This is a genomic window from Polyangium mundeleinium, assembly GCF_028369105.1.
In the GTDB taxonomy this organism is placed as follows: Bacteria; Myxococcota_A; Polyangia; order Polyangiales; family Polyangiaceae; genus Polyangium; species Polyangium mundeleinium.
This window is the reverse complement of sequence record NZ_JAQNDO010000001.1, coordinates 2,673,676-2,697,022: the sequence shown is the minus strand read 5'-3', so window position 1 is coordinate 2,697,022 and position 23,347 is coordinate 2,673,676. Positions and strand designations below refer to the sequence as shown.

The 23,347-nt window shown below is 68.7% G+C and carries 26 protein-coding genes; 11 read left to right on the top strand and 15 right to left on the bottom strand.

Annotated elements, in window-relative coordinates:
• The first annotated feature begins 28 nt into the window (after window positions 1-28).
• Window positions 29-1,171, top strand: a complete 1,143-nt coding sequence (locus tag POL67_RS10945) for an FIST C-terminal domain-containing protein (RefSeq protein ID WP_271917194.1) — start codon at window positions 29-31, stop codon at window positions 1,169-1,171.
• Here POL67_RS10945 and POL67_RS10940 read toward each other — a convergent pair.
• Window positions 1,168-3,528, bottom strand: coding sequence for a protein kinase domain-containing protein (locus POL67_RS10940; RefSeq protein WP_271917193.1), 2,361 nt, complete (start codon window positions 3,526-3,528; stop codon window positions 1,168-1,170). The two genes, POL67_RS10945 and POL67_RS10940, sit on opposite strands and share 4 nt — an antisense overlap.
• Before the next feature lie 60 nt (window positions 3,529-3,588).
• Between POL67_RS10940 and POL67_RS10935 the strand changes: the two genes are divergently transcribed.
• Both POL67_RS10935 and POL67_RS10930 read left to right on the top strand, forming a co-directional pair.
• Window positions 3,589-4,593, top strand: a complete 1,005-nt coding sequence (locus POL67_RS10935) for an ABC transporter ATP-binding protein (protein ID WP_271917192.1) — start codon at window positions 3,589-3,591, stop codon at window positions 4,591-4,593.
• Window positions 4,590-5,375, top strand: a complete 786-nt coding sequence (locus POL67_RS10930) for an ABC transporter permease (protein ID WP_271917191.1) — start codon at window positions 4,590-4,592, stop codon at window positions 5,373-5,375. The genes POL67_RS10935 and POL67_RS10930 overlap by 4 nt, the downstream gene beginning before the upstream one ends.
• A 1-nt stretch (window position 5,376) precedes the next feature.
• Here the strand turns inward: POL67_RS10930 and POL67_RS10925 are convergent, their stop codons facing one another.
• From POL67_RS10925 to POL67_RS10895, 8 genes are all read right to left on the bottom strand, one after another.
• A complete protein-coding gene (locus POL67_RS10925) occupies window positions 5,377-6,174 on the bottom strand; it encodes a hypothetical protein (RefSeq protein ID WP_271917190.1) in 798 nt (265 codons plus the stop codon).
• 14 nt (window positions 6,175-6,188) lie between these two features.
• Entirely contained in the window at window positions 6,189-7,235 is a 1,047-nt protein-coding gene (locus tag POL67_RS10920) for a cysteine hydrolase family protein (RefSeq protein WP_271917189.1), read from the bottom strand.
• Window positions 7,236-7,263: 28 nt separating this feature from the next.
• Window positions 7,264-9,207: a hypothetical protein gene (locus POL67_RS10915; RefSeq protein WP_271917188.1), complete on the bottom strand. Its 1,944-nt coding sequence runs from the start codon at window positions 9,205-9,207 to the stop codon at window positions 7,264-7,266.
• Window positions 9,208-9,220: 13 nt separating this feature from the next.
• Complete coding sequence (locus POL67_RS10910; protein ID WP_271917187.1) at window positions 9,221-10,045, bottom strand: protein phosphatase 2C domain-containing protein; 825 nt, start codon at window positions 10,043-10,045, stop codon at window positions 9,221-9,223.
• Between the two features lie 16 nt (window positions 10,046-10,061).
• Window positions 10,062-10,751 (bottom strand): NUDIX hydrolase, encoded by a 690-nt coding sequence (locus tag POL67_RS10905; RefSeq protein ID WP_271917186.1) that lies wholly within the window; start codon window positions 10,749-10,751, stop codon window positions 10,062-10,064.
• Window positions 10,752-10,856: 105 nt separating this feature from the next.
• Window positions 10,857-11,639, bottom strand: a complete 783-nt coding sequence (locus tag POL67_RS10900) for a pirin-like C-terminal cupin domain-containing protein (RefSeq protein ID WP_308789521.1) — start codon at window positions 11,637-11,639, stop codon at window positions 10,857-10,859.
• The gene (locus POL67_RS54520) at window positions 11,636-11,887 is read right to left on the bottom strand and encodes a hypothetical protein (RefSeq protein ID WP_276077371.1); all 252 of its coding nucleotides are present in this window, start codon (window positions 11,885-11,887) and stop codon (window positions 11,636-11,638) included. Before POL67_RS54520 ends, POL67_RS10900 begins: the two co-directional genes overlap by 4 nt.
• A gap of 1 nt (window position 11,888) precedes the next feature.
• Window positions 11,889-12,512, bottom strand: a complete 624-nt coding sequence (locus tag POL67_RS10895; protein ID WP_271917185.1) for an NAD(P)-dependent oxidoreductase — start codon at window positions 12,510-12,512, stop codon at window positions 11,889-11,891.
• Here POL67_RS10895 and msrP point away from each other — a divergent pair.
• Both msrP and msrQ read left to right on the top strand, forming a co-directional pair.
• A complete protein-coding gene (gene msrP / locus POL67_RS10890) occupies window positions 12,511-13,590 on the top strand; it encodes a protein-methionine-sulfoxide reductase catalytic subunit MsrP (protein WP_276075567.1) in 1,080 nt (359 codons plus the stop codon). The genes POL67_RS10895 and msrP overlap by 2 nt on opposite strands.
• Window positions 13,590-14,243 (top strand): protein-methionine-sulfoxide reductase heme-binding subunit MsrQ, encoded by a 654-nt coding sequence (gene msrQ, locus POL67_RS10885; RefSeq protein ID WP_271917184.1) that lies wholly within the window; start codon window positions 13,590-13,592, stop codon window positions 14,241-14,243. Before msrP ends, msrQ begins: the two co-directional genes overlap by 1 nt.
• On the opposite strand, the gene POL67_RS10880 is transcribed toward msrQ, so the two are convergent.
• Window positions 14,240-15,031 carry a DUF6585 family protein gene (locus POL67_RS10880; RefSeq protein WP_271917183.1) on the bottom strand — a complete coding sequence of 264 codons (792 nt, stop codon included), beginning with the start codon at window positions 15,029-15,031 and terminating at the stop codon, window positions 14,240-14,242. The two genes, msrQ and POL67_RS10880, sit on opposite strands and share 4 nt — an antisense overlap.
• A gap of 60 nt (window positions 15,032-15,091) precedes the next feature.
• Between POL67_RS10880 and POL67_RS10875 the strand changes: the two genes are divergently transcribed.
• Both POL67_RS10875 and POL67_RS10870 read left to right on the top strand, forming a co-directional pair.
• A complete protein-coding gene (locus POL67_RS10875) occupies window positions 15,092-15,877 on the top strand; it encodes an ABC transporter permease (protein ID WP_271917182.1) in 786 nt (261 codons plus the stop codon).
• A gap of 8 nt (window positions 15,878-15,885) precedes the next feature.
• Window positions 15,886-16,737: an acyl-CoA thioesterase gene (locus POL67_RS10870; protein ID WP_271917181.1), complete on the top strand. Its 852-nt coding sequence runs from the start codon at window positions 15,886-15,888 to the stop codon at window positions 16,735-16,737.
• On the opposite strand, the gene POL67_RS10865 is transcribed toward POL67_RS10870, so the two are convergent.
• Window positions 16,688-17,521: a sterol desaturase family protein gene (locus tag POL67_RS10865; protein WP_271917180.1), complete on the bottom strand. Its 834-nt coding sequence runs from the start codon at window positions 17,519-17,521 to the stop codon at window positions 16,688-16,690. The genes POL67_RS10870 and POL67_RS10865 overlap by 50 nt on opposite strands.
• Window positions 17,508-17,885, bottom strand: a complete 378-nt coding sequence (locus tag POL67_RS10860; RefSeq protein ID WP_271917179.1) for a hypothetical protein — start codon at window positions 17,883-17,885, stop codon at window positions 17,508-17,510. Before POL67_RS10860 ends, POL67_RS10865 begins: the two co-directional genes overlap by 14 nt.
• Before the next feature lie 69 nt (window positions 17,886-17,954).
• Here POL67_RS10860 and POL67_RS10855 point away from each other — a divergent pair, with 69 nt between their 5' ends.
• Genes POL67_RS10855 through POL67_RS10840 form a run of 4 tightly spaced genes read left to right on the top strand, consistent with a single transcriptional unit; the run spans window position 17,955 to window position 21,313 of the window.
• Window positions 17,955-18,533 carry a hypothetical protein gene (locus tag POL67_RS10855; protein ID WP_271917178.1) on the top strand — a complete coding sequence of 193 codons (579 nt, stop codon included), beginning with the start codon at window positions 17,955-17,957 and terminating at the stop codon, window positions 18,531-18,533.
• A complete protein-coding gene (locus POL67_RS10850; RefSeq protein WP_271917177.1) occupies window positions 18,527-19,099 on the top strand; it encodes a hypothetical protein in 573 nt (190 codons plus the stop codon). Before POL67_RS10855 ends, POL67_RS10850 begins: the two co-directional genes overlap by 7 nt.
• On the top strand, window positions 19,096-19,707 hold the full coding sequence (locus tag POL67_RS10845; protein WP_271917176.1) for a hypothetical protein: 612 nt from the start codon (window positions 19,096-19,098) through the stop codon (window positions 19,705-19,707). Before POL67_RS10850 ends, POL67_RS10845 begins: the two co-directional genes overlap by 4 nt.
• A 34-nt stretch (window positions 19,708-19,741) precedes the next feature.
• Window positions 19,742-21,313 carry an FMN-binding glutamate synthase family protein gene (locus POL67_RS10840; RefSeq protein ID WP_271917175.1) on the top strand — a complete coding sequence of 524 codons (1,572 nt, stop codon included), beginning with the start codon at window positions 19,742-19,744 and terminating at the stop codon, window positions 21,311-21,313.
• 92 nt (window positions 21,314-21,405) lie between these two features.
• Here POL67_RS10840 and POL67_RS10835 read toward each other — a convergent pair whose 3' ends face one another.
• The 3 genes from POL67_RS10835 to POL67_RS10825 all read right to left on the bottom strand — a co-directional run bounded on the left by POL67_RS10835 (window position 21,406) and on the right by POL67_RS10825 (window position 23,290).
• Window positions 21,406-21,807 (bottom strand): hypothetical protein, encoded by a 402-nt coding sequence (locus tag POL67_RS10835; protein ID WP_271917174.1) that lies wholly within the window; start codon window positions 21,805-21,807, stop codon window positions 21,406-21,408.
• 183 nt (window positions 21,808-21,990) lie between these two features.
• The gene (locus POL67_RS10830; protein WP_271917173.1) at window positions 21,991-22,848 is read right to left on the bottom strand and encodes a DUF6544 family protein; all 858 of its coding nucleotides are present in this window, start codon (window positions 22,846-22,848) and stop codon (window positions 21,991-21,993) included.
• A 19-nt stretch (window positions 22,849-22,867) separates the two neighbouring features.
• On the bottom strand, window positions 22,868-23,290 hold the full coding sequence (locus tag POL67_RS10825) for a hypothetical protein (RefSeq protein WP_271917172.1): 423 nt from the start codon (window positions 23,288-23,290) through the stop codon (window positions 22,868-22,870).
• Between the last annotated feature and the right edge of the window lie 57 nt (window positions 23,291-23,347).

Here is a 23,347-nt window from a genome sequence, read left to right as displayed (position 1 = left end):
CGCTCGGGTAGACTCCCTCGTCATTCCTATGGCAGCGCGGAGCTTCTGCACGAGCGTGACCTCCCCCGACGGGCTCTCGCGCGTCCTCCGAGAGACACGCGGCGCCGTCACCTCCCCAACAGGTGGGCTCGTCTTCGTGACAGGCCCACTCGTGCCGCACCTCCGCACGCTCGCAGGGCGCGTGGCAGCCGCATGGAGAGGCGTGCCGACCGTGCTCGTCCCTGGCGCCGGCGTGCTGCACGAGCGCGCGGAGCTCGAAGGGGTCCCCGCCGTGAGCGGCATCCTCTGGAACGGAGGGCAAACGACGCCGTTCGCGCTCGGCGAAGCAGAAGAATCCCCCCGCGCGCTCGGCGAATCGATCGGGCACGCCCTCGGCGCGCGCCCCTCCTCCGCGCTGCTCTTCCACCGCGCGGACGGCTTCGACACGAGTCTGCTCGAAGGCCTCGCAGCCGCCGCCCCCTCGGCATGTGTCTTCGGCGCCGGCACCGTGGGCGCAGGCGGCATGGTGGTCACGGCAGAGGGCGAAGAGCGCGCAGCACGCGCCGTGGGGATGGCGATCAAGGGGCTCGCCTCGCCGATCGTCGCAGCCTCCCCCGCATGCCGCCTCGTCTCCGATCTCGCGCCCATCGAAGAGGTCCACGCAGGCCTCGTGACGCGCATCGGCAGCCGCGCCGCACTCGAAGAGCTCTCACGATGCGCGCCCGGCGCCGACAACCCCGGCGCGCCCTCGCCCCTCGTGTTCGCCGCGCTCGCCGAGCCAGACGACGTCACAGACGACGGGCGTCCGCGCTTCGTGATCCGTCCCGTGCGCGGGATCGATCCCTCCCGGCGAGGCGTGATGATCGGCGCGGACGCGCGCCCCGGGCTGCGCATGGCCTTCGCGGTGCGAGACGCGCAGACAGCAAGGACCGAGCTCGAGACGATGGCGCGTGTCGTCTCCAAGAACGCGCTCGGCGCAGCTCCGCGCTTCGCCCTCTACCTGACCTGCGCGGGCCGCGGCCAAGCCCTGTACGGCGTGCCCGACGCCGAGGTGCGGATCCTCCGCCAGCGCTTTGGTGATCTCCCGATCGCCGGCATGCACGCAGCCTTCGAGATCAGCCCCCGCGAAGGCCGTCCGTCACGGCTCGACCTTTACACCAGCGTGCTCGCGCTCTTCCGCTCGCCGAGCTAACCCGCGCGCAACGCCTCCAGCATCCGCGACACCCGCTCGTCGACGATCACGCGCGCGGCCTGGAACTCTGGTGTCCCGCGGAGCGGTGCGAGCAGCGGGCAACGATCCATCCACAGGAGATCGATGAGCCCGCTCTGCGCGCAGGGCACGATCGAGCCGACGGCGCGCGCCACGTCGCCCACGTAGAGCGCGAGCTCGACCTCGACCTGCCGGAAGTACGCGGTCCGTCGCCATCCGCCTTCGTTGTTTGCCATCGCCTGCTGGAAGATCGGCGAATCGAACGGCGAGATCTTGTCGAGGAACGCGTCGCGGATCGCCATCTGGATGGGCGCTTCGATCTTCACGCTCCGCAGCCGCTCGGCGACGCTCTTCGAGAGCGCCTCGTCGCGGCCCCAGATCGCGTACCGCGTCACGCCTGCGAAGTACGCGAACTCGCCCTCGACGGCCCGCACCTGTTCGAGGAGCTTCTGCGCGCCGTCCAGGTCGCCGCGCAGCACGGCGACACGCGCGAGGTTCCGCGACACCGAGGGCGCCGCCGGATCGAGCGAGCGCGCCGTCTCGAGCACGCGCGCGGCTTCGTCGAGCGGACCCGACTCCGACAGGATCATCCCGATCAGCCCATAGGCCTCGGCGAGCGCGGGCGCGCGTGTGATCGCCTGGCGCGCGCTCCGCAGCGCGCCGGTCCCGTCGCCGGCCTGGAAGAGCCCGTGCGCCATGGCGAGGTGCGCCTCGGCGAGGTGCGGCGCCGCCGCGAGGGCGCGCTCGGCGGCTTGTTTCGCCAGCACGGCGTTGTCGCCGTTGAAGAACGACATCCGCGCGAGCGCGCTCGCGTAGCCGGACAGGATCGTCGGATCCTGCGGCGCGCGCGCGAGGGCTTGTTCGAGCAGCTTCACGGCTTCGCGCACGTGCTCCACCCAGAACTTCCGGTACTCGATGCGCGCCTTCAGGTAGAGCTCGACGGCCACGGGGTCCGTCGGCGACTCGCGCGCGGGCTGCGCCATGTCGACCGTCAGCGCGTCGGCGATCGCCTTCGCGACCTCGTCGTTCACCACGAAGAGATCTTTCTCTGGTCGGTCGAATCGCTTCGCCCAGAGCTGGAACCCGTCGGCCACGCTGAGCACGCGTGCGCTGATGCGCATGCCCGCCGGCGTCCTGCGCACGCTCCCCTCGACGACGACCTGCACCGCGAGCTCGCGCCCGATCTCGCGCGGGTCCTGATCGACGCCCTTCCAGCGCATCACCACGCCGCGCGGCCGCAGCTTGAGGCCGCGTGTCATCGACAGCGTGTCGATCAGATCGTCGGTGAGCCCTTCGGCGAGGTAGTCGTCATCCGGCGGCCCGCTGTTGCGGAAGGGCAGCACCGCGACCGCCTTCTCGGCCGCCGCCTGCGCGGCCGGCGTCGGCGTGCCGGTGCTCGCCGCGGGCGCCACGAGCGTCGTCACGGGCAGCTTGTTCATGGCCGGCAAGGTCAGGCTCGTCAGCTCCTCGGCCACTTCTTGCGCCGTGCGATATCGCTCGTCGCGATCGCGCGCCATGCACTTGAGGACGATCGTCCCGCACGCCGTCGGCAAATCGGGCCGTTTGACGCGAGGATCCGGCGGCGGTTGCACCAGCCGCGCCGCGGCGACGCTCACGATCGACTCCCCGCGCCACGCTTTTTCGCCCGTGAAGAGCTCGTACAGCATCGCGCCGAGCGCATAGATGTCCGCGCGTGTGTCGATGTCGGCGATCCCTTGCACCTGCTCGGGCGCCATGTACGCCGGTGTCCCGATCACGGCGCCGACCTGCGTCCGCGAGCCCTCGGGCTCGTGCATCCGCGCGATGCCGAAATCGGTGATCACCACGCGCCCGTCCTTCGCCAGGAGCACGTTTTCGGGCTTCAGGTCCCGGTGCACCACGCCGGCGGCGTGCGCGGCGGCGAGGCCTGCGCAGATCGCCGTCGCGATCTCCACGACACGCGCGACCGACATCGCGCCTTGCCGGGCGAGCCCCACGTTGAGGGGCTCGCCCTCGACGAATTCCATGGTCAGGTACTTGTCGGCGCCGTGCTCGCCAATGTCGAAGACGCGGGCGACGTTCTTGTGGGTGACGCGTCGCGCGAGCTTCACTTCGCGGCGGAACCGTTCGAGCATCCCCGGCTCGTTCACGAGGTCTTGCCGCAGCACCTTCAGGGCCACGACCTCTTCGAGCTCCTCGTCGCGGGCGCGATAGACGCTGCCCATGCCGCCGACCCCGAGCAGGCCGAGCAGCGTGTATCGACCGGCCACGCGATCGCCTGGCGCGCTCGAAAGGACCAGGCCTGTCGGCGCCTCGCTGAGGGGATCGGGTAACGTTGGGGTCGCCTTGAAGTCGGTCATGTACTGCTGCGACGGAGGCTAACCGATCTGGGTCTCGTTCGGTGCTACCCTCCGCGGCCCATGGACGCCGCCGTCGCGGTCCGCGCACTCACGAAGGTCTATCGGGTCCACGAGCGCCCGGCGGGTCTCGCGGCCTCGTTGCGCAGCGTTTTCCGCCGAACGTACAAGGAGGTTCGTGCCGTCGAGGACCTCTCGTTCACGATCGAGCCTGGCGAGCGCGTCGGCTTCCTCGGCCCGAATGGCGCGGGAAAAACGACCACCTTGAAGATCCTCTCGGGATTGCTGCACCCGACGAGCGGCGAGGTGACGGTCTCGGGCCACGTCCCGCGGCGCCGCGAGGCCGACTTTTTGCGGGCGATCACGCTCGTCATGGGCCAGAAGCAGCAGCTCCTTTGGGACTTGCCGCCGGCCGAGACGTTCGACCTGAACCGGGCCATTTATGGCGTCCCGGACGCGGCGTTCGCGGAGACCCTGCACGAGCTCGAAACCCTGCTCGACATCGGCGCGCTCACGAAAAAGCCCACGCGCCAGCTCTCGCTCGGCGAGCGCATGAAATGCGAGCTCGCGGCGGCGCTCCTGCATCGCCCGGGCATCCTCTTCCTCGACGAGCCCACGATTGGCCTCGACGTCTCCATGCAGCTCGTCGTGCGGGAATTCATCCGCAAGTACAACGAGAAGCGCGGGGCGACCATCCTGCTCACGTCCCATTACATGGACGACGTCGCCTCGCTCTGCCCGCGCGTCATCGTCATCGACCGGGGCAAGCTCCGCTACGACGGCGACCTCGCCACGCTGGTCAAGACGATCCGCCCAGACAAACGTATCGTCCTCGTCTTCACCGCGCCGCCGGAGCGCGCGGCCCTCGAACGTGTGGGGACCGTCGTCGAGCTCGAAGGGACGCGCGCGGTCCTGCGTGTCCCGCAATCGGACGTGCGCGAGGCCGTGAGCCACCTCGTCGCGAGCGCGCCCACGAGTGACCTCACGATCGAGGATCCGCCGCTCGAAGAGGTCATGCGGGACCTCTTCGCGCGCCCCGCCGAGGAGCCGGCCGAGGCCACGCAATGAACCTGCTTCGGGTCTATCCGACCCTCCTGCGGGTGGGCTTCTCCGCAGCGCTCGCCTATCGCGCCGAGCTCGTGATCTGGATGCTGACGACCACGATGCCGCTCGTCAGCCTCTCCATCTGGACGGCCGTCGCGAGCGAGGCGCCGGTGGGTCGATATGGCCCAAGCGAATTCATGGGATATTTCCTGGCGGCGCTCGTCGTCCGCCAGGTCACGGGCTCCTGGCTCGTGTGGGAGATGAACCAGGAGATCCGCCAGGGCACGCTCTCGCAGCGCCTCCTCAAGCCGATTCACCCGCTCTGGATCTACAGCGCGGAGAACCTCGCCGCCTTGCCGCTCCGGGCCGCGCTTTGCCTGCCGGTCGTCGTCGTGGCTGTCGTGTACGCCAACCTCACGCGGAGCGGCCCGCTCCTCGTGATCTTTTTCGCTTCCCTGCTCGGTGCGTGGCTCATCAATTTCTTCACGATGGCCCTCATCGGCTCGCTCGCGTTTTTCCTGGAGAGCTCCACGAGCGTCTTCGAGATCTGGCTCATCACGTTCATGTTGCTCTCGGGCTACGTCGTCCCGCTCGAGCTCTTCCCCGGCTGGGTGCGCGGCGTCGCGGAGGCCTTGCCTTTCCGCTACACCCTGGGGTTTCCCGTCGAGGTCGTGATTGGCCTCATGGACACGAAGTCCGCCCTGCGAGGCCTCGCCGTGCAATACACCTACGCGGCGGCCGCCGCGACCGCCGCCCTCCTCGTCTTTCGCGCGGGCGTGCGGCGGTTCGGGGCGTTCGGCGGCTGATTCACCCGAGAAACCCGCCCGCCGCCGCCCGCGAAAACCCCGCGTGCTGGCTCGCGCGCATCGCCGATTGCGAGAACATCCGGAACGCCCGCCGGATCTCCCCCGCATCACTGCGCGGCGTCAGGATCCACCGATCCTCGATGCCCATCGCCCGGAACACGTCCCGGAACGGCGTATGCCCATCATCGATCCCCATCGCCGCCACGATGTGCTGCTCGCTCGCCAGCATGTCGCGCACGAGCACCCGCACGTCGCTCGCCTTGGCTCTGCACGATCCCTCGTCCGCCCCATCCGTGAGGATCAACGTCACGCTCCGCACCGGCACGCCGCTCTGCGCAAACTCCTGCGCTTTGGCGATCACCGTCCCGAGGAGCACCACCGTTTGATCGTAGAGCGGTGTCCCCAGCGTGGGATCGTAGTTCTTCGGGGTCATCCGCTCGGCGAGCGCCACGGGCCGGTACGGATAAAGCACGAATCCATTCAAGTACCGTGTATGCGCCAGGATCGAATCCTTCTGCTTCGACGACGCGAGCGCCTCCACCACCGTGTTGTGCCCTTCCCGCAGGAGATCGGCGTTCCCGGAAAACCGGATCGACCCCGAATCATCCGGCATGATCGTCACGAGCACGACCTCGGACGCCTGCACGTCATCGACGCCCACGCCGAGCCCGGCCTGGATCTGCGCCCCGATATCGATCGCCGCGAGCGCCGCGAGCGCCTCCGGCGAGAGCGTCCCTTCCTCCTCCGCCGCCTCGAAGAGCCGCCGGATCTCGCTTCCCTTCCCATTCCCGTTCGTCATGACGTCCTCCTCTCCTATTTCAACCAGCGCCCGATCTCGTCCGTGCTCTTCACCAGGTTCATCCCCGCCGCCGCGAACTTCGCGAGCGCCTTGTCGGCTTCGGGCGTGAAATCCGCCACGAACCCGCCCTTGCCGTCCGGCACCGTCACGGCCGACATGCAATCGGTGAGCAGGTAGATCTTCCGCGCGAGCGCGGCGTCGACCGAGGCGATCTCGCCGAGGATGTCGTCGATCGAGCTCTTCACGCAATGGCTCGCCGCCTGCCCCGCAATGATCACCACGTCCGCCGCGAGCAGCGTCTTCAAGAACAGCGTGTTCTTTTGCCCGAGCGGCTGCCCGTCGAACCGCGTGAGCACCTCCGGCGAGAGCACCGAATAGTTCTCCGTCAGCGGATTGCCTCCCTTCACCTCCACCCACGACTGCGCCCCGCGCACGTACGAGTGAAAAAGCCTCGCCTCGTGAAGCGCACCCACGAGCGCGTGCCCGTCGCTCCCGAGCAAGCAATGCGGCGGCCACAGATAAAGCGTGTACTTCCCGGCCTTCTCCAGCTCCTCGCAATAATGCCGCACCTGCTTCACGAGCCACGGGTAGTTCCCGCCGCAGAGCCATTTCGCCATGGCCGGATTCGGCCGCACCTCGCCTGCGTCGACGTCCCGCGTCGTGATCACCCGGTGCGCGGTCAGCGGCTTGCCCTCGCGGTCCACCCAGAACGACGGGAAGAAGATCTGGTGCGAGAAGTGCGTATCCATCGTCGTCGTGATCGCCGTGAGCACGTCGAGGTTCTTGTAAATGAACTCCGCGATGCGCCGGCTATCGTCGATCGCGCCCCGCCCGCTCCTCCCCGCCACGAAGAGCGCGCCTTCGGGGTGGCAAAAATCCTTCTGCACGTCGATGAGCAAGAGGTGCACGTTCGTCTTGTCCGCGCCCGCCGGCCGGATGTCGAGCGCCTTGCGCCAGTCCTCGGCGGCCACGAAGAGCAGCTCCTCCTTGGGACGATGGCCCCATTTCTCGGCGCTCTTGTGATCGTAAAAGACCGGCAGCGGAAGTTCCTTGTGGTTCATGATGTCGCCTCTCGTTTCTTTCTGCGAATCAACCCATGGCGAGCGCCGTGATCTCGCGCGCCCCCACGACCCAGAGACCCGCGGATCCCGCAAGGATCCGCGCGCCTTCGTGCACGAACGGCTCGGTGTCCGGGAAACGCCGCGCCTCGGCCGGCCCGCCCGGGCCGAGCTCGACCCGCACGAGGCCGCTGTCCGTGGCCACGAGGAGAGCGCCCCCGATCGCCGTTTTCCCCGCGATCGACCCGAGCCACGAGCCGTCGCCCGCCTCGGCCTCGGCCACGCCGAGGAGCGCGCCGCTCTCGGCCACGACGGCGCACCGGTTCATCGTTCGACCGGCGCGCACATACGTCACGAAAAACCAAACCCTGTCTTTATCGATCGCGGCGTCCGCCGCCACGATCTGCCCGCTCGGCCAGGGCAGTTTCACCGAATCGCGAATCCCGCGGCGCTCGGGATCCCACGTGAACACGACCGACACCGCGCCCGCCCGGTAAAAGCCGAACCCGAGCCGCTCGCCGGCCCAGATGCGGGTCTGTCCGGCCAGCACCTCGCCCCAGGGCTCCGCCGCGCCTTCCGCGAGGCCCGCGAGGGGCGAACCGGTAGGCCGCGCGGCGCGCCGGAACAGGCGCCCTCCATGGACGAACCATCGATATCGATCATTCACCACGAATGCGGGTTCCTGCCCCAGGGCATCCACCGCAATCGCCTGCTCGGTTTGCCCGGCCTCGAACGCCACGACCCGCCCGCGCCGCCCGATGAACGTGGTTTTCCCCTGGATCCAGAACCGCAAGGCCCCGTCGAGCGGCCCCCGCAAAAGCTCGGCGCCGTCCTCCCGCTTGTATACGCCCCCCTCGTGCACCACGTACGCCGGCGCGTCCCCCACGAGCGACGCCGCGACCATCGTGCCAGACGTGGCGAATTTGCGCGATGCCTTCACGTGCCCCCGCACGACGATCACCTCGCGCGCCGCGCCGTGATCACAGACCGGACAACGCACCCGTGCATGCTCGGCCCCACACGACACGCACGCCGTGAAACGCAGGTTTTCGAGCAGCGCGAGCGGAAACGGCGCCCGCGCGTCGCGCTCGAAGATCGAGGCGAGCGCATGCAAAAGATCGTCCGGCAAAACGCCGAACGGGATCGCCGGCTTCGGATAACGCACCTCCGGGTCGAACACCGTGATCCGCCGGAGCGGCCGCGCCGCCTCGGGGACACGTTTCGCCGGATCCCGCGGCCGATACACGCCGCCATAAGGCCCCACGCAAAGCAGCGTGCCCATCACCATCACGGCGAACGCATACCAGTCGGATGCAGCCGTGAACGGCCGCACGGGCCGCGGTCGCGGCTCGCTCGTCTCGCAGAGCAGCGGATCCACGAATCGCTCGGTGTACACGGGGCACGGAAACCGGCCGAATTGAAAGCTGTCCGCGTCCACGATGTGCGCCTCGCCGTCCCGCGCGAGCACATTCAGATCGTTGAAATCGCCGATCACCACGCCGGCGTGATGCAGGGCCGCCACGGTCGCCCGGAGGTCACGCAGAATCCGCACCGCGGCATCCCCCCCGAGCGCCCGGCGCCGCGCCGGCTCGCCGAGGCACATGAGCGGCTCAGCGCCCGCGATCAAGCACATCGTGTACCCGAGGATCGTGCTGCCCTTCCGGTCCTTCGCGAGCGCAAGCGGCGAGGCGACCCGCGCCGGCAATCCCGCCGGAAAAAACGGCATCTTCTCCTGCACGAGCGCGAGCCTGTCCGCCGCCGCGCGCGCCTCGACCGAGACCCCGGCGACGTCCGGATGGTCCGGCCCCTTCCAGAGCTTCAGCGCGACGCCGCCGCCGAGGTCGAAGACGTCCGCCTCGCCGCCCTTGCCGATCGAGGCCTGTGGGCGCACGCGAAGGCGTTTGTCGTCGATGTATACTTCCATGGCACACGTCTCCCGTCCTCGCCTCGCGGCGAGCCCGAACGGCCATTTCATCAGAACCCCTCTGCTAGTCCGGCGCGCTCGTCTTTTTGCGGCGCACGACGAGCAACGTCGTATCGTCTTCGAGCAGCCCCGGCTCCTTGTGGAGCCGCCGCTCGTCCCAAAGCGGCCGCGTCACGTCCCGATTGACGAGCGCGAGGGATCGCCGCACCGCATCAGCGTTCCGAAAGTACCGATCCTCCGACCAGAAGGCCCGGAGCGGCGGCACACGCTCCCCGTGCGCCCCGGGGATCAACGCGCCTGCGAGCGTATCGTAATCGGCCGCGCCGTCCGTGCCGACGAGCACCGAGGTGAGCGCCGACGCGGGCAAGACGCGATGAATCGAGACCCGCGGCCCCGCCCCCGAGAGTCCATACCCGAGGTACGGCGGCGCATTGCCAGGGAAAGGCCCGAGCCGCACGACCTCGTCCCCCACGGCGAAGATCCCGTCCCCGGCGCCGAACACAACGGCCCGCTCGGCGGAGATCGCCACGCCGAGCACGGTGAACAGGAAAAACTCGGCCACGCCACGCGCGTGTGCGATCCCCATGTCCTGCGCGGCCGAAGCGAGCGCCAGGAGCAAACGCTCCCGCACTCGCTCGAACGTCGCCTCTTCGCCGATCGCCGCGCCGGCCTCCATCTCGCGGAGCACCTGCGACGCGAGGATGCGCGCCCCGATCGCCGCCCCGATCTCGTTATGCGCGCCGCTGCCGCACCCGTCACACACGACGCCGACGATCCCGCATTCGGCCGAACGAAACGCAAACGCGTCCTGATTCGGCTTCCCGGCGAGGACGTGCGAGCGTCCCGTCACGCTGCCCGCGGCCACCTCGAATCGCTCGTCGACGCGCATGACAACCTCCCCGGCCTCATATCTCGAACAAAAAGCCCTCTTTTTCGAGCTTGCGGTACGTCTTCTCGTCGAACGTATAGAGCCGCGCCGCCCGATGCGCGACGTCCTGCTCCACCTCGTCGAGCTCGATCAAGAGCCCCGTCGCGGCCACTTTCTTGCGGAAGTTTCGCTTGTCGAGCTCGTACCCGAGCACCTTCTCGTACACGCGCTGGAGCTGCGTGAGCGTGAACTTCTTGGGCAAGAGCTCGAACCCGATGGGCGCATACCGCACCTTGCCGCGCAGGCGCGTGATGGCCTTGTCGACGATGGATTCGTGATCAAACGCGAGCCGCGGCAAGTCGTCGATCGCAAACCAGGCGGCCTCGCGCGCGTCCGTGGCGGCGCGGACCATGTGCTCGGAGAGCTTCACGAGCGCGTAATAGGTCACCGAAACGACACGCTCGCGTGGATCCCGGTCCACGGCCCCGAACGTATAAAGCTGTTCGAGGTACACCTTTTCGATGCCGGCCTCTTCGCGAAGCTCACGCCGCGCGGCCTCGTCGAGTGTCTCGTCGAGGCGCACGAACCCGCCAGGCAAAGCCCAGCGCCCGGCGAAAGGATCGACGCCGCGCCGAATGAGGAGGACCTTGAGGTCCTCCTCGTCGAGGCCAAACACGACGCAGTCCACGGCGAGCGCCGGGCGCGGGTAGTGGTAGGTCACGCTCATGAATGGGTCCGTGTAGGATGTACACGAACCTTAGTGTCGAGTCGACACCATGTCAAGGACGCGCGTGATCACGCCTAGAAGATCGGCGGGAACGTGGAGGAGCGTTCAGCCCCCGACCCGCTCCATCCGTCCATCCGCATGCCGCGCGAACCGACCTTCCTCGCGCCCATGCACCGGGTCGTCGCTCGGCCACGGCCACCCGCCGAAGCGGGTCCGCTGGTAATCCATCATCGCGCGCTGGATCTGCTCGCGGGTGTTCATCACGAACGGACCGTATTGCACCACCGGCTGCCCGATCGGGCGCCCCTGCAAGAGCAGGATCTCGGTCTCCGTGTCGCCGGCCTGGAGCCGCACATCCACGTTGCTCCGGACCCGCGCCGCCACGTGCCCCGTGAGCGCCTGCTCCCCGATTTGCAAGGACGCGCCCTGGAAGAAATACAACGTCCGCACCGATTGCGGGTGCGCCGCCTTCGGCAGCGTCCACGTGGCGCCCGGGGCCATTCGAATGCTCCAGATCGCCACATCCGTGTCCGGACGCGACGCCCACGACTTCGGCGGCGGCGCCGGCGCACGTTTCCCGTCGAGCGAACCCGCGATCACCGTCACCTCCGTGGCTCGCCCCGCCTCGTCGAGAAAAACGCACCGCGGGATCGTATCGCTCCACAGCATCGCGAAGTGCGGCGGCACGAGTTTGTCCTCCGCCGGCAGGTTCAGCCAGATCTGAAACAGCTCGGCCGGGTTCGGGTTCGCCCGATCGAGCAGCGGGAACATCTCGGAATGGACGATGCCCCCGCCCGCCGTCAGCCATTGCACGTCGCCCGCGCCGAAGCGCGCCGCCGCGCCGAGCGAGTCCGCGTGATCGATGAGCCCGCGCCGCACGATCGTCACCGTCTCGAAGCCGCGGTGCGGGTGCTGCGGGAAGCGGGCACGACCTCGCCGTGGTACATCCGCCAGCCGTCCTTGCCGGCGAAATCCTGGCCGATGTTGCGCCCCGCGAGCGACGCGGCCGGCCCCATGCGCTCGTTGCCCGCGGGGTACGCGTCGTCGTGGTGCACGCAAAAGAGGAAGGGATCGGCCGTCTCCCAGGGAAAACCAAGGGGGCGCGTCTCGAGCACGATGTCGTTCGCGGAGCTCATCCTAATACCCGATTCCCACGGCGGCGCGGACGTATTTCATCGCCATCATCTCGGCCACCATGAACTCGGCGAGGTCCGCGCGGCTGACTTCGTACGACTTGCCGGCGGGCCCGTCCTTCACGATCTTGTAATCACTCCTCTTCGGTCCGTCGAGGAGGCGCGGCGGGCGCACGATGGTCCAGTCGGAGTCGCTCGCGCGGAGGCGCTCCTCGGCCCTTCGTTGATCGGCGTACACGTGCCGCGCCATCCATCGGCCCGCGGTCCGGTACCAGAACGGCTCGTTCGGATCCTCGATCGTCCCGGCCGACGTCACGCACACGAACCTGCGCACGCGGGCCTCGGCCATCGCCCACAGGATGGCCGCGAACCCGTCGGAAAACAGATTCGTCTCGCCGAAGTCCCTCCCCGTCCCGAGCGCCGAGATGACCGCGTCGACGCCGCGCATCGCGGGCCCCACGTGCCCCCACTCGAGCACGTCTCCTTGCACGAGCTCGAGGCGCGGCGACCAGGCGCCGACGGCCGCGGGCCTGCGCGCGAACGCGCGTACCTCGTACCCCGCGTCGATCGCCTGCGTGACGACCTCCCGACCAGTGGGCCCCGAAGCCCCGAAGACCAAGATCTTCATGCGGCGATCATCGTACGTCGGGCGCGACGTCGCAACGCGTATCGCCTACAATGCCCTCATGCGCAGGCTGCCCACGCCGCCCCCGAGCTCCGAGATCACGCCCGAAGCACGGTACCTGCGCCGCCGCGAGATCCTCAAAAGCGCGGGGCTTTTCGTGGGGACGGCCGCAGCGATGGGCACGGGCCTCGTCGCGCTCACGGGCCGAGGCCGCCGCGCGACGATCACCGCCGAGCCGCTGCCCGCAGACCTCGTGGTGCCGCCCGCATCCGCGGTGCCCGCCGCGCCCTCGGGCTCGGCTGCTGCGCGCAATCCCTTCACCACGGACGAGCCGCGCACGCCTTACGAGGACGTGACGACGTACAACAACTATTACGAGCTCGGCCTCGACAAGGAAGATCCGGCGCGAAACGCGAAGACCCTGAAGCCGCGGCCGTGGACCGTGGTCTTCGAGGGCGAGATCAAAAAACCCCAGCGCGTCGACATCGAGACGCTCTTGAAATGGTTTCCCCTGGAGGAGCGCGTCTACCGCATGCGTTGCGTGGAGACGTGGTCGATGGTGATCCCGTGGCTCGGCTTTCCGCTGGGGAAGCTGCTCGAACGGCTCGAACCGACGTCGCGGGCGAAGTACGTCGCGTTCAGTACGTTGATGGATCCGGAGCAGCTCCCGTTCCAGCTCACGGACGTGCTCGAATGGCCTTACCGCGAGGGTCTGCGCCTCGACGAGGCCATGCACCCGCTCACGATGCTCGCGGCCGGCCTTTACGGCAAATCGCTCCCCGGGCAAAACGGCGCCCCGCTGCGGCTCGTCGTGCCGTGGAAGTATGGGTTCAAAGGGATCAAGTCGATCGTGCGGATCGCGCTCGTCGAGAAGGAGCCGCAGACGTCCTGGAACATGGCGGCCCCGCGTGAATACGGCTTTTACGCGAACGTGAACCCGGATGTCGCCCACCCGCGCTGGAGCCAGGCGATGGAGCGGCGCATCGGGGACGTCGAAAAACGGCCGACGCTCCCGTTCAACGGTTATGCGGAGGAGGTCGCGTCGCTCTACGCGGGCATGGACCTCCGGATGTCTTACTGATGGCGGCGAGTGTTCTCCCCACGCCGGACAAACCTGCCGCGCCTCGCGCGGGCGCGGGCAAGCTCGGCTGGCTCGTCCCCGCGATCGTCACGGGCGGCCTCGTTCCGGCCGTCGTGCTCGCGGCACGCGCGGCGCGCGGCGACCTCGGGGCAAACCCGATCGCCGAGGCGATGAACCAGCTCGGGCTGCTCGCGCTCGTCCTGCTCGTCCTCTCGCTCGCCGCGACGCCGCTCCAGATCGTCACCGCCTGGAAATGGCCGATCCGCATTCGCAAATCGCTCGGTCTGCTCGGCTTCTTTTACGTCTGCGCGCATTTCCTGGTCTACGCGGTCGTCGATCAATCGCTCGCCCTGCGCGCGATCGTCGAGGACATCACGAAGCGCCCGTTCATCCTCGTGGGGTTCGCCGGGTTCGTCCTGCTCCTCCCGCTGGCCGCGACGTCGACCGCAAGAGCCCTCAAGTGGATGGGGTTCGCCCGGTGGAAACGATTGCACAGGCTCGCGTACGTGGTCGCGATCCTCGGCGTCGTGCATTTCGTGATGCGGGTGAAGAAGGACGTGACGGAGCCAGCGCTCTACGGGGCCGTGCTCGCGGGGCTCTTCCTGATCCGGATCATGAACTGGGCGCGGGAGCGCGGGGACAAGCGCGGTTAGGCCGGACCCCCCGCCAATCGACCGATTCCGAACCGCGCCGCCACGGCGAGCAGGACGCCCACGTTTCGCACGTCCTCGGTCGGGAGCAAGATCCGATTGCCCGAGGCGAGCCGCACTTCGAGCCACCGGAACGAGAGCTGCATGGCGTCGACATCATTCCACCGCGAAGCGCCTCTGCCGTAATGAATGCCCGACGCATCGACCACCATCGGCCAGAACGGGAGCCTCTCTCCCGCGTCGAGCGAAGCCACCGTCTCCGCGAGCAGCCCGGCCGCCGTCTCCTGTTGCACCCGCGTGGCCAGGTCCCGCGCGTTTTCGAGCTCCGCCGGGAACTCGGTCACGCGGCCGTCCCGCGACCCGAGGCGCACGATGAACTCGGGCGAACGTACGGGCTCATAGAATCGCGCCCAGATGCCGGTCACGTCCTCCCACAAAACCATGTGCTTCCCGGTGTACGTCGTGATGCCGATCCCCTCGTCGTGCACGGTGACGAGCGCCCGCATGTCCCGCAGGAAGAGACGGAGCGCGAAGGCCGCGACGGTCCCGAACATGCCCACCACGAGGAACGTCATGACCCAGGAGCCCGGATCCGAGCCGCCCCCGAGCGACGCGAGGAGCGACACGATCGCGGCGAGGCCCGTGGACACGCCGACGAAGAGCGAGGACGCGCGGCGCAGCTTGCTCGGGCGATACGTGGCGACGGGCGGCCCGAACGCGAGCGGAGCCGCGCGGTAGGGGCTGAGCGCGCGGGCGTTCGTATCGTTCGGGGCTTCGAGGCGCGGGGGCACGGGGAGCGCGAGTATAACCGCGTCGGGCCCGGGGCGTGCTAGCCTCCGCGCGGACGCGAGATGCGGTATCTCTCCCTGCTCGGCCTCCAGCTCCGCAAGTCCGTGACCCTCGCGATGCAATATCGCTGGGATTTCGTGGTCAGCGGGGTCCTCGCCCTGCTCTGGACGGTCGCGGGCCTGGTGCCGTTCCACGTGGCCTTCCACGACCGGCCGCCCGTCGGGGGCTGGACGTACGAGACCGCGCTCGTGGTCGTGGGCTTTTTCACGCTGCTGCGGGGCGTGCTCGACGGCGCGGTGAACCCCTCGCTCCTCGCGGTCGTGCAGCAGATCCGCGAGGGCACGCTCGATTTCGTGCTGCTCAAGCCCGCCGACGCGCAGTTCCTCGTCTCGACCACGAAGTTCGAGGTCTTCCGCGTGTTCGACGCGATCGCCGGGCTCGCGCTCGTCACGGTCGCTTTCGTGCGCCTCGGGCGCGTGCCGAGCCCGGTCGGCGTCCTGACGGCGCTCGCCATGCTCGCGGCGGCCACGGTGGTCCTTTATTCGATCTGGATCCTCGTGATCGCCGCGGCCTTCTGGGTGGTTCGCGTGGACAACCTCGCGTACCTGTTCGATTCGCTCTTCGATTTCGCGCGCTGGCCCGTGTCCGTGTTCAAGGGGGTCTGGAAGATCGTGTTCACCTTCGTCATCCCGCTCGGCGTGATGACGACGTACCCGGCCGAAGCGCTGCTCGGCGCGCTCGCCGCGCAGACCGCCGTGGCCTCGATCCTCGGCGCAGCCCTGCTCGCCGTGATGGCGCGGACCGTCTGGATCCGCGCGATCGGCCATTATACCTCCGCTTCGAGTTGAGCCCCGCGATGCCCGCCGATCTCGCCCTCGACACCGCCGTCACGCCCGTCCCCGGTTCGCCCGGCCATTACACGACGAACCTCCCCGACGCCTGGAGCTGGAACCTGCCCTCGGGCGGCGTGCTCATGACCGTGGCGCTGCGCGCGATCGAGGCCACGATCGCCGATGCGACGTTTCGCCCTGTCTCGGCGACGACGATCTTTTGCAGCCCCGTCCCGGCCGGTCCGCTCGACATCCGCGTCGAGGTGCTCCGGCGCGGCAATGCGGCCGTGCAGGCGCGCGCCGCGCTCCGCGCGCAGGCCTCCGCGGAGACGGACCTCGAAGTGAGCGCGACGTTCGCCCGCGAGCGGCCAGGCTTCGACCTGCTCGACACGGCGCCGCCGCGCGTGCCGGACCCCGAAGAGGCGCCCTCGATCGTGGAGCCACGCCGCTCGGTCGCGGGCCGCAGCGAATACCCATTCCTCGACAATTTCGATTCGCGCCTCGCGCTCGGGCACGTCTGGTGGAAGCCGGGCTGGCCGGCGGGCTCCGCTCGTTATGCGCGGTGGATGCGGTACAAGGTCCCGCAGCGCCTCGCGGACGGCACGCTCGATCCCTTCGCGATCCCGCCGATCGCGGACCTGATGCCGCCGGCCCTGCGCCAGAAGCTCGGCCCGGAGGGCCCGCATTTCCACGCGCCGAGCCTGGACCTCACGGTGCATTTCCTCGACCCCACGACCAGCGATTGGCACCTCGTGAGCGTGTGGGCGCGGAGGGCGCGGGCGGGGTATGCGACGGCGGAGGCGGAGGTGTGGGGCGCGGACGGCAAGCTCACGGCGTACGCGACGCAGACGATGATTCTGCGGAAGCCGACGCGGTAGCCGGCAAAAACGGCGCGAGGAGGAGCCCGAGATAGCTCTTCGGCGCGGCGAACGCGACGCCGAGATCGTAGGTCTCGTCCTTCGCGGGGCAATGGTGTGTCCCGAAGATCACGTCGAGAAACGGCGCGACGTTCGCGAAGTTGTGCTGCGTGCGTTCGAGGCGCGCGTGGTGCCAGTGGTGAAGCTCGGGCGCGCCGAGGATCCATTTCAGCGGGCCGAGGGGCAGGCGCACGTTGGAGTGGATGAAGATGGCCCACGCGCCCCGAAGGACGATGAGGCCGGCGAGCGCCCGCGGCGCGAAGCCAAGCGCGAGCGCCGGCAGGTTCGTCGCGAGCTGCGTGAGGACGCCGTCGACCGGATGCTCGCGATGCGCCGCGACCCAGTCGAGGTGCTCGCTCGTGTGATGCACGGCGTGGAAACGCCAGAGAACATCGAAACGGTGGCAGGCCCGGTGGTACCAATACACGCAAAGGTCGCCGAGCAGGACCACGAGGATGGCCTGGATGAAGAAGGGTTGCGCCGCGAAAAACGCGCGGGGCCCTTCCGGCAAGTAGCCACCGATCCACGCCGAAGCCGTGCGCGCGACGAAGATCGCGAGGGCGTTCCAGACGAGGTATTGCCCGAAAAAAAAGCAGAGGTCGAGGCCAAGGGCAGGCCGGAGGATGCGCTGGTGTCTGGCCGGAAAAACGCGTTCCAGCGGGACGAACATGACCACGAGCACGGCGAGGCTCGCGAGCGCGGCCCACAACGCGTCGAGCGCCTGCGAGAGCTCAGCGCGGGGCATGGGCGTTCGAGGGTGGCACGTCTTGAAGAATGCCCGACTCGCCCTTCGGGGCCGCGGAGCCCTGGGATTTGGGCCGGAACAACTTCCCCGATTTCGTGGTGCCGAACATCTCGTCGCCCACGTCGAGGGAGCCCGTGGAATCCGGCGCGGCGGCGGGGTCTCCGGGCATGGGCCCCGGCGTCGCGGAAGGCGCGGGCGGCGGGACGGCGGCGCTGCGCTCGAGAACGGCCGAGGGCGCAGGGGGCTCGCTGCGGGAGCATCCGGTCGAGAGCGAGGCCTGGGTCACGAGAACGCCGAGGATGCCGAGCGAGAGCATCAAGGTGGCCACGCGGAGGAGGAGCGAGGAGCGCGGAGGAGCAGGCATGGGACCTTCGACGTACCAGCCCCCCACGCGCGTTGACGAATCCTTCGAGGACCCGCACGATGCCTCGCCATGGAACGAACCAAGGCGCGATCGGCGGCGATCCTGTCGCTCGTGGCCGCGCTCGCTCTGCCTACCCGCGCGCACGCGGACGCCGTCCCGCCCGCGCCGACGTCCTGTCCCCCCGAAACACATGGCATCACGGGGCACGCCGGGACGGGCTGCGCGCCCGACACCTGCCCTCTCGGCTCGCAAGGCGGCGTCTGCGCGGGCGGGCGGCCTTGCTGCTTGATGGAGGTCTGCAGCACCGCCGACCGAAACTCCTGCGTGCCGGGACAGGGGTGCGTCGAGGTGCGCATGTGCGTCGCGCCGGGCATCATCCGCACCGCGGGAGGCAGCGGGCGCAGCTTTCGCGAGGCCGTGAGCTACGTGAACGAGGACAAGGGGTGCGCAGCTGGCTCGACGCAGGAAATCGTAGCCACGTGCATGACGAAGACGACCTCCGGCATGAGCGCACCGGGGCGCCGCCGCGGCGGCGGCATCTGCTCGATTGATCTCGACGGGGCAGGCGATTCCCCCGCGCTGCCGCTCGCCGCGGTCGGGATCGTTTGTCTCGGCGCATGGGCGCGGAGGCGCAAGCCCCGATGCTGAAATGGCTGCTCATCGGGCTCGTGGTGTTCCTGATCTACCGGCTCGCGATGAAGCGGCCGCGCTACGATCGGCTGTTCTCCCCGGACCACCTGATGGAGCTCTCGCGCGGGCTCGGCCGCGCCAAGCAGGCGGCGCTCGCGGGCGTGGGCAAAGGGCCGCCCGCGGATCCGTTCGCCGAGGGCAATGCGTTCATTACGTCCGCCGATATCGCGATCGCGTACACGGTCGCGAACGCGGGCGAGGAGGACGGCCACGAGCACCACGTCTCGATGTCCTATCGCGGCGGCGCGTTCGCCCGCGCGGCCGGAGGATATCTGGCCGCGGCGCTCCTCCGCCTGCTCGGCGTGGAGGAGAAGCCGAACGTGCTCGCGGTCTCGAACAGCGGCGTCTATCACCTGATTTTCAAGATCCCCGCCGCGGAGGAAGCAAGGTTCGCGGCGAAAGACGTCCCGGCGCTCGACGAGGAAGCCGCGCGGGCGCTGCTCGGCACGGCCATGGACGAGCGAGGCCCACTGCTCGCGCGCCTCGGCAAGCTCGACGTGAAGGTGCCGAAAGGGGGCGCGTGAAGCCGACGCACATCGCCGACCGAAAGGCACGCGAGGAGCTTTCGCGGCTGCTCGAACGATTCGCCCGAAGGCGCCGCCCGATCCGGGTCGTGAAGAAATCCGAATACTGGCACCAGCGGGCCGCGGGCGCGGCGCTCTGGGCCGTGACGTTCGGCGGCCAGAACAAGTACCTCACCCATTACGTGACCACGCTCGGTCACACGATCTACGTGCCCGACGATTTCGACAATTGGGAGCCCACCCGCGCGCTCGAAATCCTCCGCCACGAGGCCGTGCACGTCGCGCAGTTCGAGCGGTACGGCTGGGTCATCATGGTTCTCTTCTACGGCGTCCTGCCCTTGCCGATGGGCCTCGCCTGGTTCCGCGCCCGCCTCGAGTGGGAGGCGTACGAGGAGACGCTGCGCGCGGTCGCCGAAATCGAGGGCCTCGCCGCGGCCCGCGCCCCCGCGCTGCGGGCGGAGATCGTGCGGCGCTTCACGGGGCCGGATTATGGCTGGATGTGGCCCTTCCCGCGCACGGTGGAGCGCTGGATCGACGAGGCCCTCGTGAAGATCGAGGGCGAGCTCGCGCGAAAGGCACCCTCGACACCATCTGCCGAGAAAGGTTAGCCTCTCTCCCCCGAGCCCCCGGAGGTAGCCCGCCGTGTGGATCATCCTGGCCGTCTTCGCCGTCCTCGTCGTCGCCGTCGCGATCTACGACGTGACGCAAACGAAACACGCGATCCTTCGCAATTTCCCGATCATTGGGCATTTCCGCTACCTGCTCGAAGCGGTGGGGCCGGAGCTGCGGCAATACATCGTCACGAACAACGACGAAGAGCGCCCCTTCAGCCGTGATCAGCGCCGGTGGATCTACTCATCGGCGAAAAAAGAGAACAACTACTTCGGGTTCGGCACGGACAACGACCTGGAGCAGAGCCCGAACTACCTCATCGTCAAGCACGCGGCGTTCCCGCTGCCGGAGCTGCACGCGGGCGAGCCCGGCTACGATCCGGGCTACCGGGTGCCCTGCGCGAAGGTGCTCGGCGGCAAGCGGGGCCGGAAGAAGGCATTTCGCGCGAATTCGGTGATCAACTCGTCGGCGATGAGCTACGGCTCGCTCTCCGGCGCGGCCGTCGAGGCGATCAACCGCGGCGCGAAGATCGCGGGCGCCATGCAGAACACCGGCGAGGGCGGCGTATCGCCGCACCACCGGCACGGCGGGGACCTCGTCTGGCAAATCGGCACGGGGTATTTCGGCTGCCGCGACGAGCAGGGGCGCTTCAGCATGGAGCGATTCCTGGAGACGGTCGCGTCGGCGCCGATCCGCGCGATCGAGATCAAGCTGAGCCAGGGCGCGAAGCCCGGCCTCGGCGGCGTCTTGCCAGGCGCGAAGGTGACGGCCGAGATCGCGAAGATCCGCGGCATTCCGATCGGAGAAACCTGCATCAGCCCCGCCGCGCACACGGCGTTCTCCTCGGCCGACGAGCTGCTCGATTTCGTGGAGAAGCTCGCCGCAGCGTCGGGCCTGCCCGTGGGGATCAAATCGGCGGTCGGTCAGGAGAAGTTCTGGCACGAGCTCGCGAAGCTCATGACGCGCGGCGATCGGGGCGTCGATTTCATCACGATCGACGGCGGCGAAGGCGGCACGGGCGCGGCCCCGCTCGTGTTCAGCGACCACGTGGCGCTGCCCTTCAAGATCGGGATGAGCCGCATCTATCGTACGTTCGCGGAGGCCGGGATCGCCGAGGACGTGGTCTTCATCGGCTCGGGCAAACTCGGCTTCCCGCACGCTTCGCTTCTCGCGTTCGCGCTTGGCTGCGACATGGTGAACGTGGCGCGCGAGGCGATGCTCTCGATCGGCTGCATCCAGGCCCAGGAGTGCCACACGGGCCGTTGCCCCACGGGCGTCGCCACGCAAAGCCGCTGGCTCGTGCGTGGGCTCGATCCGACGGACAAAGCTGCCCGATTCGCGAATTACGTGACGAGCCTGCGCAAGGAGCTGCTGCAGCTCGCGCGGGCCTGCGGCGTGCCGCATCCGGCGCTGGTGACGCTCGACGAGCTGGAGATCCTCGACGATCGGCTGCACGCGCGCTCGGCGGCCTCGGTGTTCGAGTATCAAGCCGGCTGGGGCTGTCCCTCGGCCGCGGACATCGAGGCGATACACGCAATCATGGCCGGCAAACCGGCGCCGGCGCTCCCCAGCGGCGAAGGGCTCGTCATCGCGCCGGCCTGAGGGCTCGCTCGAACGTTCGAAAACGAAAGCGCCGCCCGAAAGGGACGGCGCTTTTTCATTTCACGCGCGCTCCGGAGAGCGCCGCGAAAAACTCACTTCGCGTCGACGGGGATCGAGATCGTCTCGGAGAACGGCTCGCACGTCTTCTCCGTGCAAACCGCGCCCTTGAGCTCCGCCTCGATGGTCCTCTTGCCGGGCGCGGCGGCCGTCGCGACCACGGTGAAGCTCAGCTCTTCCTTCGAAACCTTCGCGTCCGCCGCGACGAGCTTCGCCTTCTCGACCGTCACGCCGTCCGGCGCCTTGAGAATGAGCTTGTGCGGGTACTCGAGGTTGACGTGATACTCGCCCTTGGCCTTGATGGTCACGGTCGCCGTGGCCTTGTCGCCGGACTTGCCGGACGCGGGCGAAATCTTGAGGTCGTACTTGTCGCCCGCGAATGCGGCGCCGGCAAAAGCGAGGATAGCAACAGCAGCGAGCGAAAGGGCTTTCTTCATGACGACCGTCCTCCTACGTGATTTCTTTTCAGCACGTCCCGTGCCAGACGTCAACACCCGCTGCGCACCCGGAACGGTCGTGAGAAATTACCGTATCCTCACGATTTTTCGCCGTTACGGGCCGGGACGTCAGGAGACGCAACATACGGGGATGGATCAAGAACGGACCGGGTGGGGAAATATTCATCCACCCAGGGGGACGATCCGCTGTTCGGCGCGATAAAACTCGAAGCGCTGTTCCGTTCCGTGCCAGTACGCGACGCGGACACGCGAAGGGATGGTGAGGCCGCCCTCGGTGCGCTCCTCGTCGACGTCGACCCCGAACGGGATCCACGTGAAGCGCTTGTCCTTGGTCTGGTTCGACCAGCGAAGCAGGCTCGCCGAGCGCACCGCGCCCGCGTCGTCGATGGTGATCGCCACGGTGTGCGGTTCGCCCGCAATCCGAAGCGTCGCGCGGATCGCGTCGGGCCCCTCGACCTCCCAGCGCACGCCCCGCGAAGGGAGCAGCGACGCCGGCGAGAGGATCGATTCGAGCGCGAGCCGGCCCGCCGCAGAACGGCGCACGTCGAGGCCCCGCGCATGCGCCACGGGGAGCGCGCCGATCGCATAAAACTCGCTGCCCGCGTCCTCGCCTTCGAGCCAGTCGGACCCCACGAAACGGCTGCCCCCCGCGCCGACCGCCGCCTTCCAGACGAACCCGCGCGGCGGCGCGAGGAGCGCTTCGGCCTCCATCGATCGCCACGCGTCCGTCGGCGACAGGCGCATCTCGCCGCGAATCGCGAGGCGCACGGCAGGATCGAGGGGCGCCCCCTCCGCGAGCGCATGCCGGAAGTAACGGGCCACGGGCTCGGGCAGGTCGTCGAGCTCGCGAGGATCGAAGCGACCTTCGCTCGGCCGGGGCAGGAGCGCGCGCCACCTTCGCTGGAGGACGCGGTCGCCATAAAGCCGCCGGCCCGCGAGGAAAACCGCGCCGCCGAACAACGTGCCCGTGACCCCGTAGACGATGCGGGGGATCAACCTGCCGCCGCCACGAGAAGCCATCCGCTCCTTCGCCTTCCTTTCAGGGCGTCGCGCCGGCGTCCATCTTCGCACGCGAGAGCAGGATGGCCACCTCCATCGGCGTGAGCGTGCCGCAGAGCTCGCTCATCGCGGGCTGGAGCGTCTCGGCGTGTGGCTCGAACCCCTCGGCCGTGACGAGCACGTTCACCGGGCCGCTCGTCCAGAGCTCGCACAGGAGGGCCGCGAGATCCGTGGGCGGTGGCTTGGTTCGATCGACGTTGCAAACGAAGTTCGCGCCGTCGTCGAGCGTCTTCCACGTCGTCGCGTCGGACAGGTCGAACGGCGGTTCATCGCCGGCGCTCCACTCGACGACGATGCGCAGATCCGGCGGGAGGGGCTCGCCATCCGCGCGGACGTCGAGGACGAAGAGCGGCTCGGGAGGTCGTACGGGACAACCCCCCTCGCCGCCATGTCCTCCGTCCACATCGGGCGGTGGAGGTTTGGGCTTCTCACACGCCGAAAGTCCTGCAAGGACGGCCCC

Bases quoted from the DNA above. Each gene is read 5' to 3' on its own strand.
- POL67_RS10855 (WP_271917178.1), top strand. From the start codon at position 17,955: ATGGAACGAACCAAGGCGCGATCGGCGGCGATCCTGTCGCTCGTGGCC.
- POL67_RS10835 (WP_271917174.1), bottom strand. From the start codon at position 21,807: ATGAAGAAAGCCCTTTCGCTCGCTGCTGTTGCTATCCTCGCTTTTGCC.
- POL67_RS10850 (WP_271917177.1), top strand. From the start codon at position 18,527: ATGCTGAAATGGCTGCTCATCGGGCTCGTGGTGTTCCTGATCTACCGG.
- POL67_RS10915 (WP_271917188.1), bottom strand. From the start codon at position 9,207: ATGAAATGGCCGTTCGGGCTCGCCGCGAGGCGAGGACGGGAGACGTGT.
- POL67_RS54520 (WP_276077371.1), bottom strand. From the start codon at position 11,887: ATGAGCTCCGCGAACGACATCGTGCTCGAGACGCGCCCCCTTGGTTTT.
- POL67_RS10930 (WP_271917191.1), top strand. From the start codon at position 4,590: ATGAACCTGCTTCGGGTCTATCCGACCCTCCTGCGGGTGGGCTTCTCC.
- POL67_RS10865 (WP_271917180.1), bottom strand. From the start codon at position 17,521: ATGCCCCGCGCTGAGCTCTCGCAGGCGCTCGACGCGTTGTGGGCCGCG.
- POL67_RS10910 (WP_271917187.1), bottom strand. From the start codon at position 10,045: ATGCGCGTCGACGAGCGATTCGAGGTGGCCGCGGGCAGCGTGACGGGA.
- POL67_RS10925 (WP_271917190.1), bottom strand. From the start codon at position 6,174: ATGACGAACGGGAATGGGAAGGGAAGCGAGATCCGGCGGCTCTTCGAG.
- POL67_RS10875 (WP_271917182.1), top strand. From the start codon at position 15,092: ATGCGGTATCTCTCCCTGCTCGGCCTCCAGCTCCGCAAGTCCGTGACC.
- msrQ (WP_271917184.1), top strand. From the start codon at position 13,590: ATGGCGGCGAGTGTTCTCCCCACGCCGGACAAACCTGCCGCGCCTCGC.
- POL67_RS10860 (WP_271917179.1), bottom strand. From the start codon at position 17,885: ATGCCTGCTCCTCCGCGCTCCTCGCTCCTCCTCCGCGTGGCCACCTTG.
- POL67_RS10920 (WP_271917189.1), bottom strand. From the start codon at position 7,235: ATGAACCACAAGGAACTTCCGCTGCCGGTCTTTTACGATCACAAGAGC.
- POL67_RS10905 (WP_271917186.1), bottom strand. From the start codon at position 10,751: ATGAGCGTGACCTACCACTACCCGCGCCCGGCGCTCGCCGTGGACTGC.
- POL67_RS10830 (WP_271917173.1), bottom strand. From the start codon at position 22,848: ATGGCTTCTCGTGGCGGCGGCAGGTTGATCCCCCGCATCGTCTACGGG.
- POL67_RS10895 (WP_271917185.1), bottom strand. From the start codon at position 12,512: ATGAAGATCTTGGTCTTCGGGGCTTCGGGGCCCACTGGTCGGGAGGTC.
- POL67_RS10945 (WP_271917194.1), top strand. From the start codon at position 29: ATGGCAGCGCGGAGCTTCTGCACGAGCGTGACCTCCCCCGACGGGCTC.
- POL67_RS10870 (WP_271917181.1), top strand. From the start codon at position 15,886: ATGCCCGCCGATCTCGCCCTCGACACCGCCGTCACGCCCGTCCCCGGT.
- POL67_RS10940 (WP_271917193.1), bottom strand. From the start codon at position 3,528: ATGACCGACTTCAAGGCGACCCCAACGTTACCCGATCCCCTCAGCGAG.
- POL67_RS10935 (WP_271917192.1), top strand. From the start codon at position 3,589: ATGGACGCCGCCGTCGCGGTCCGCGCACTCACGAAGGTCTATCGGGTC.
- msrP (WP_276075567.1), top strand. From the start codon at position 12,511: ATGCGGCGATCATCGTACGTCGGGCGCGACGTCGCAACGCGTATCGCC.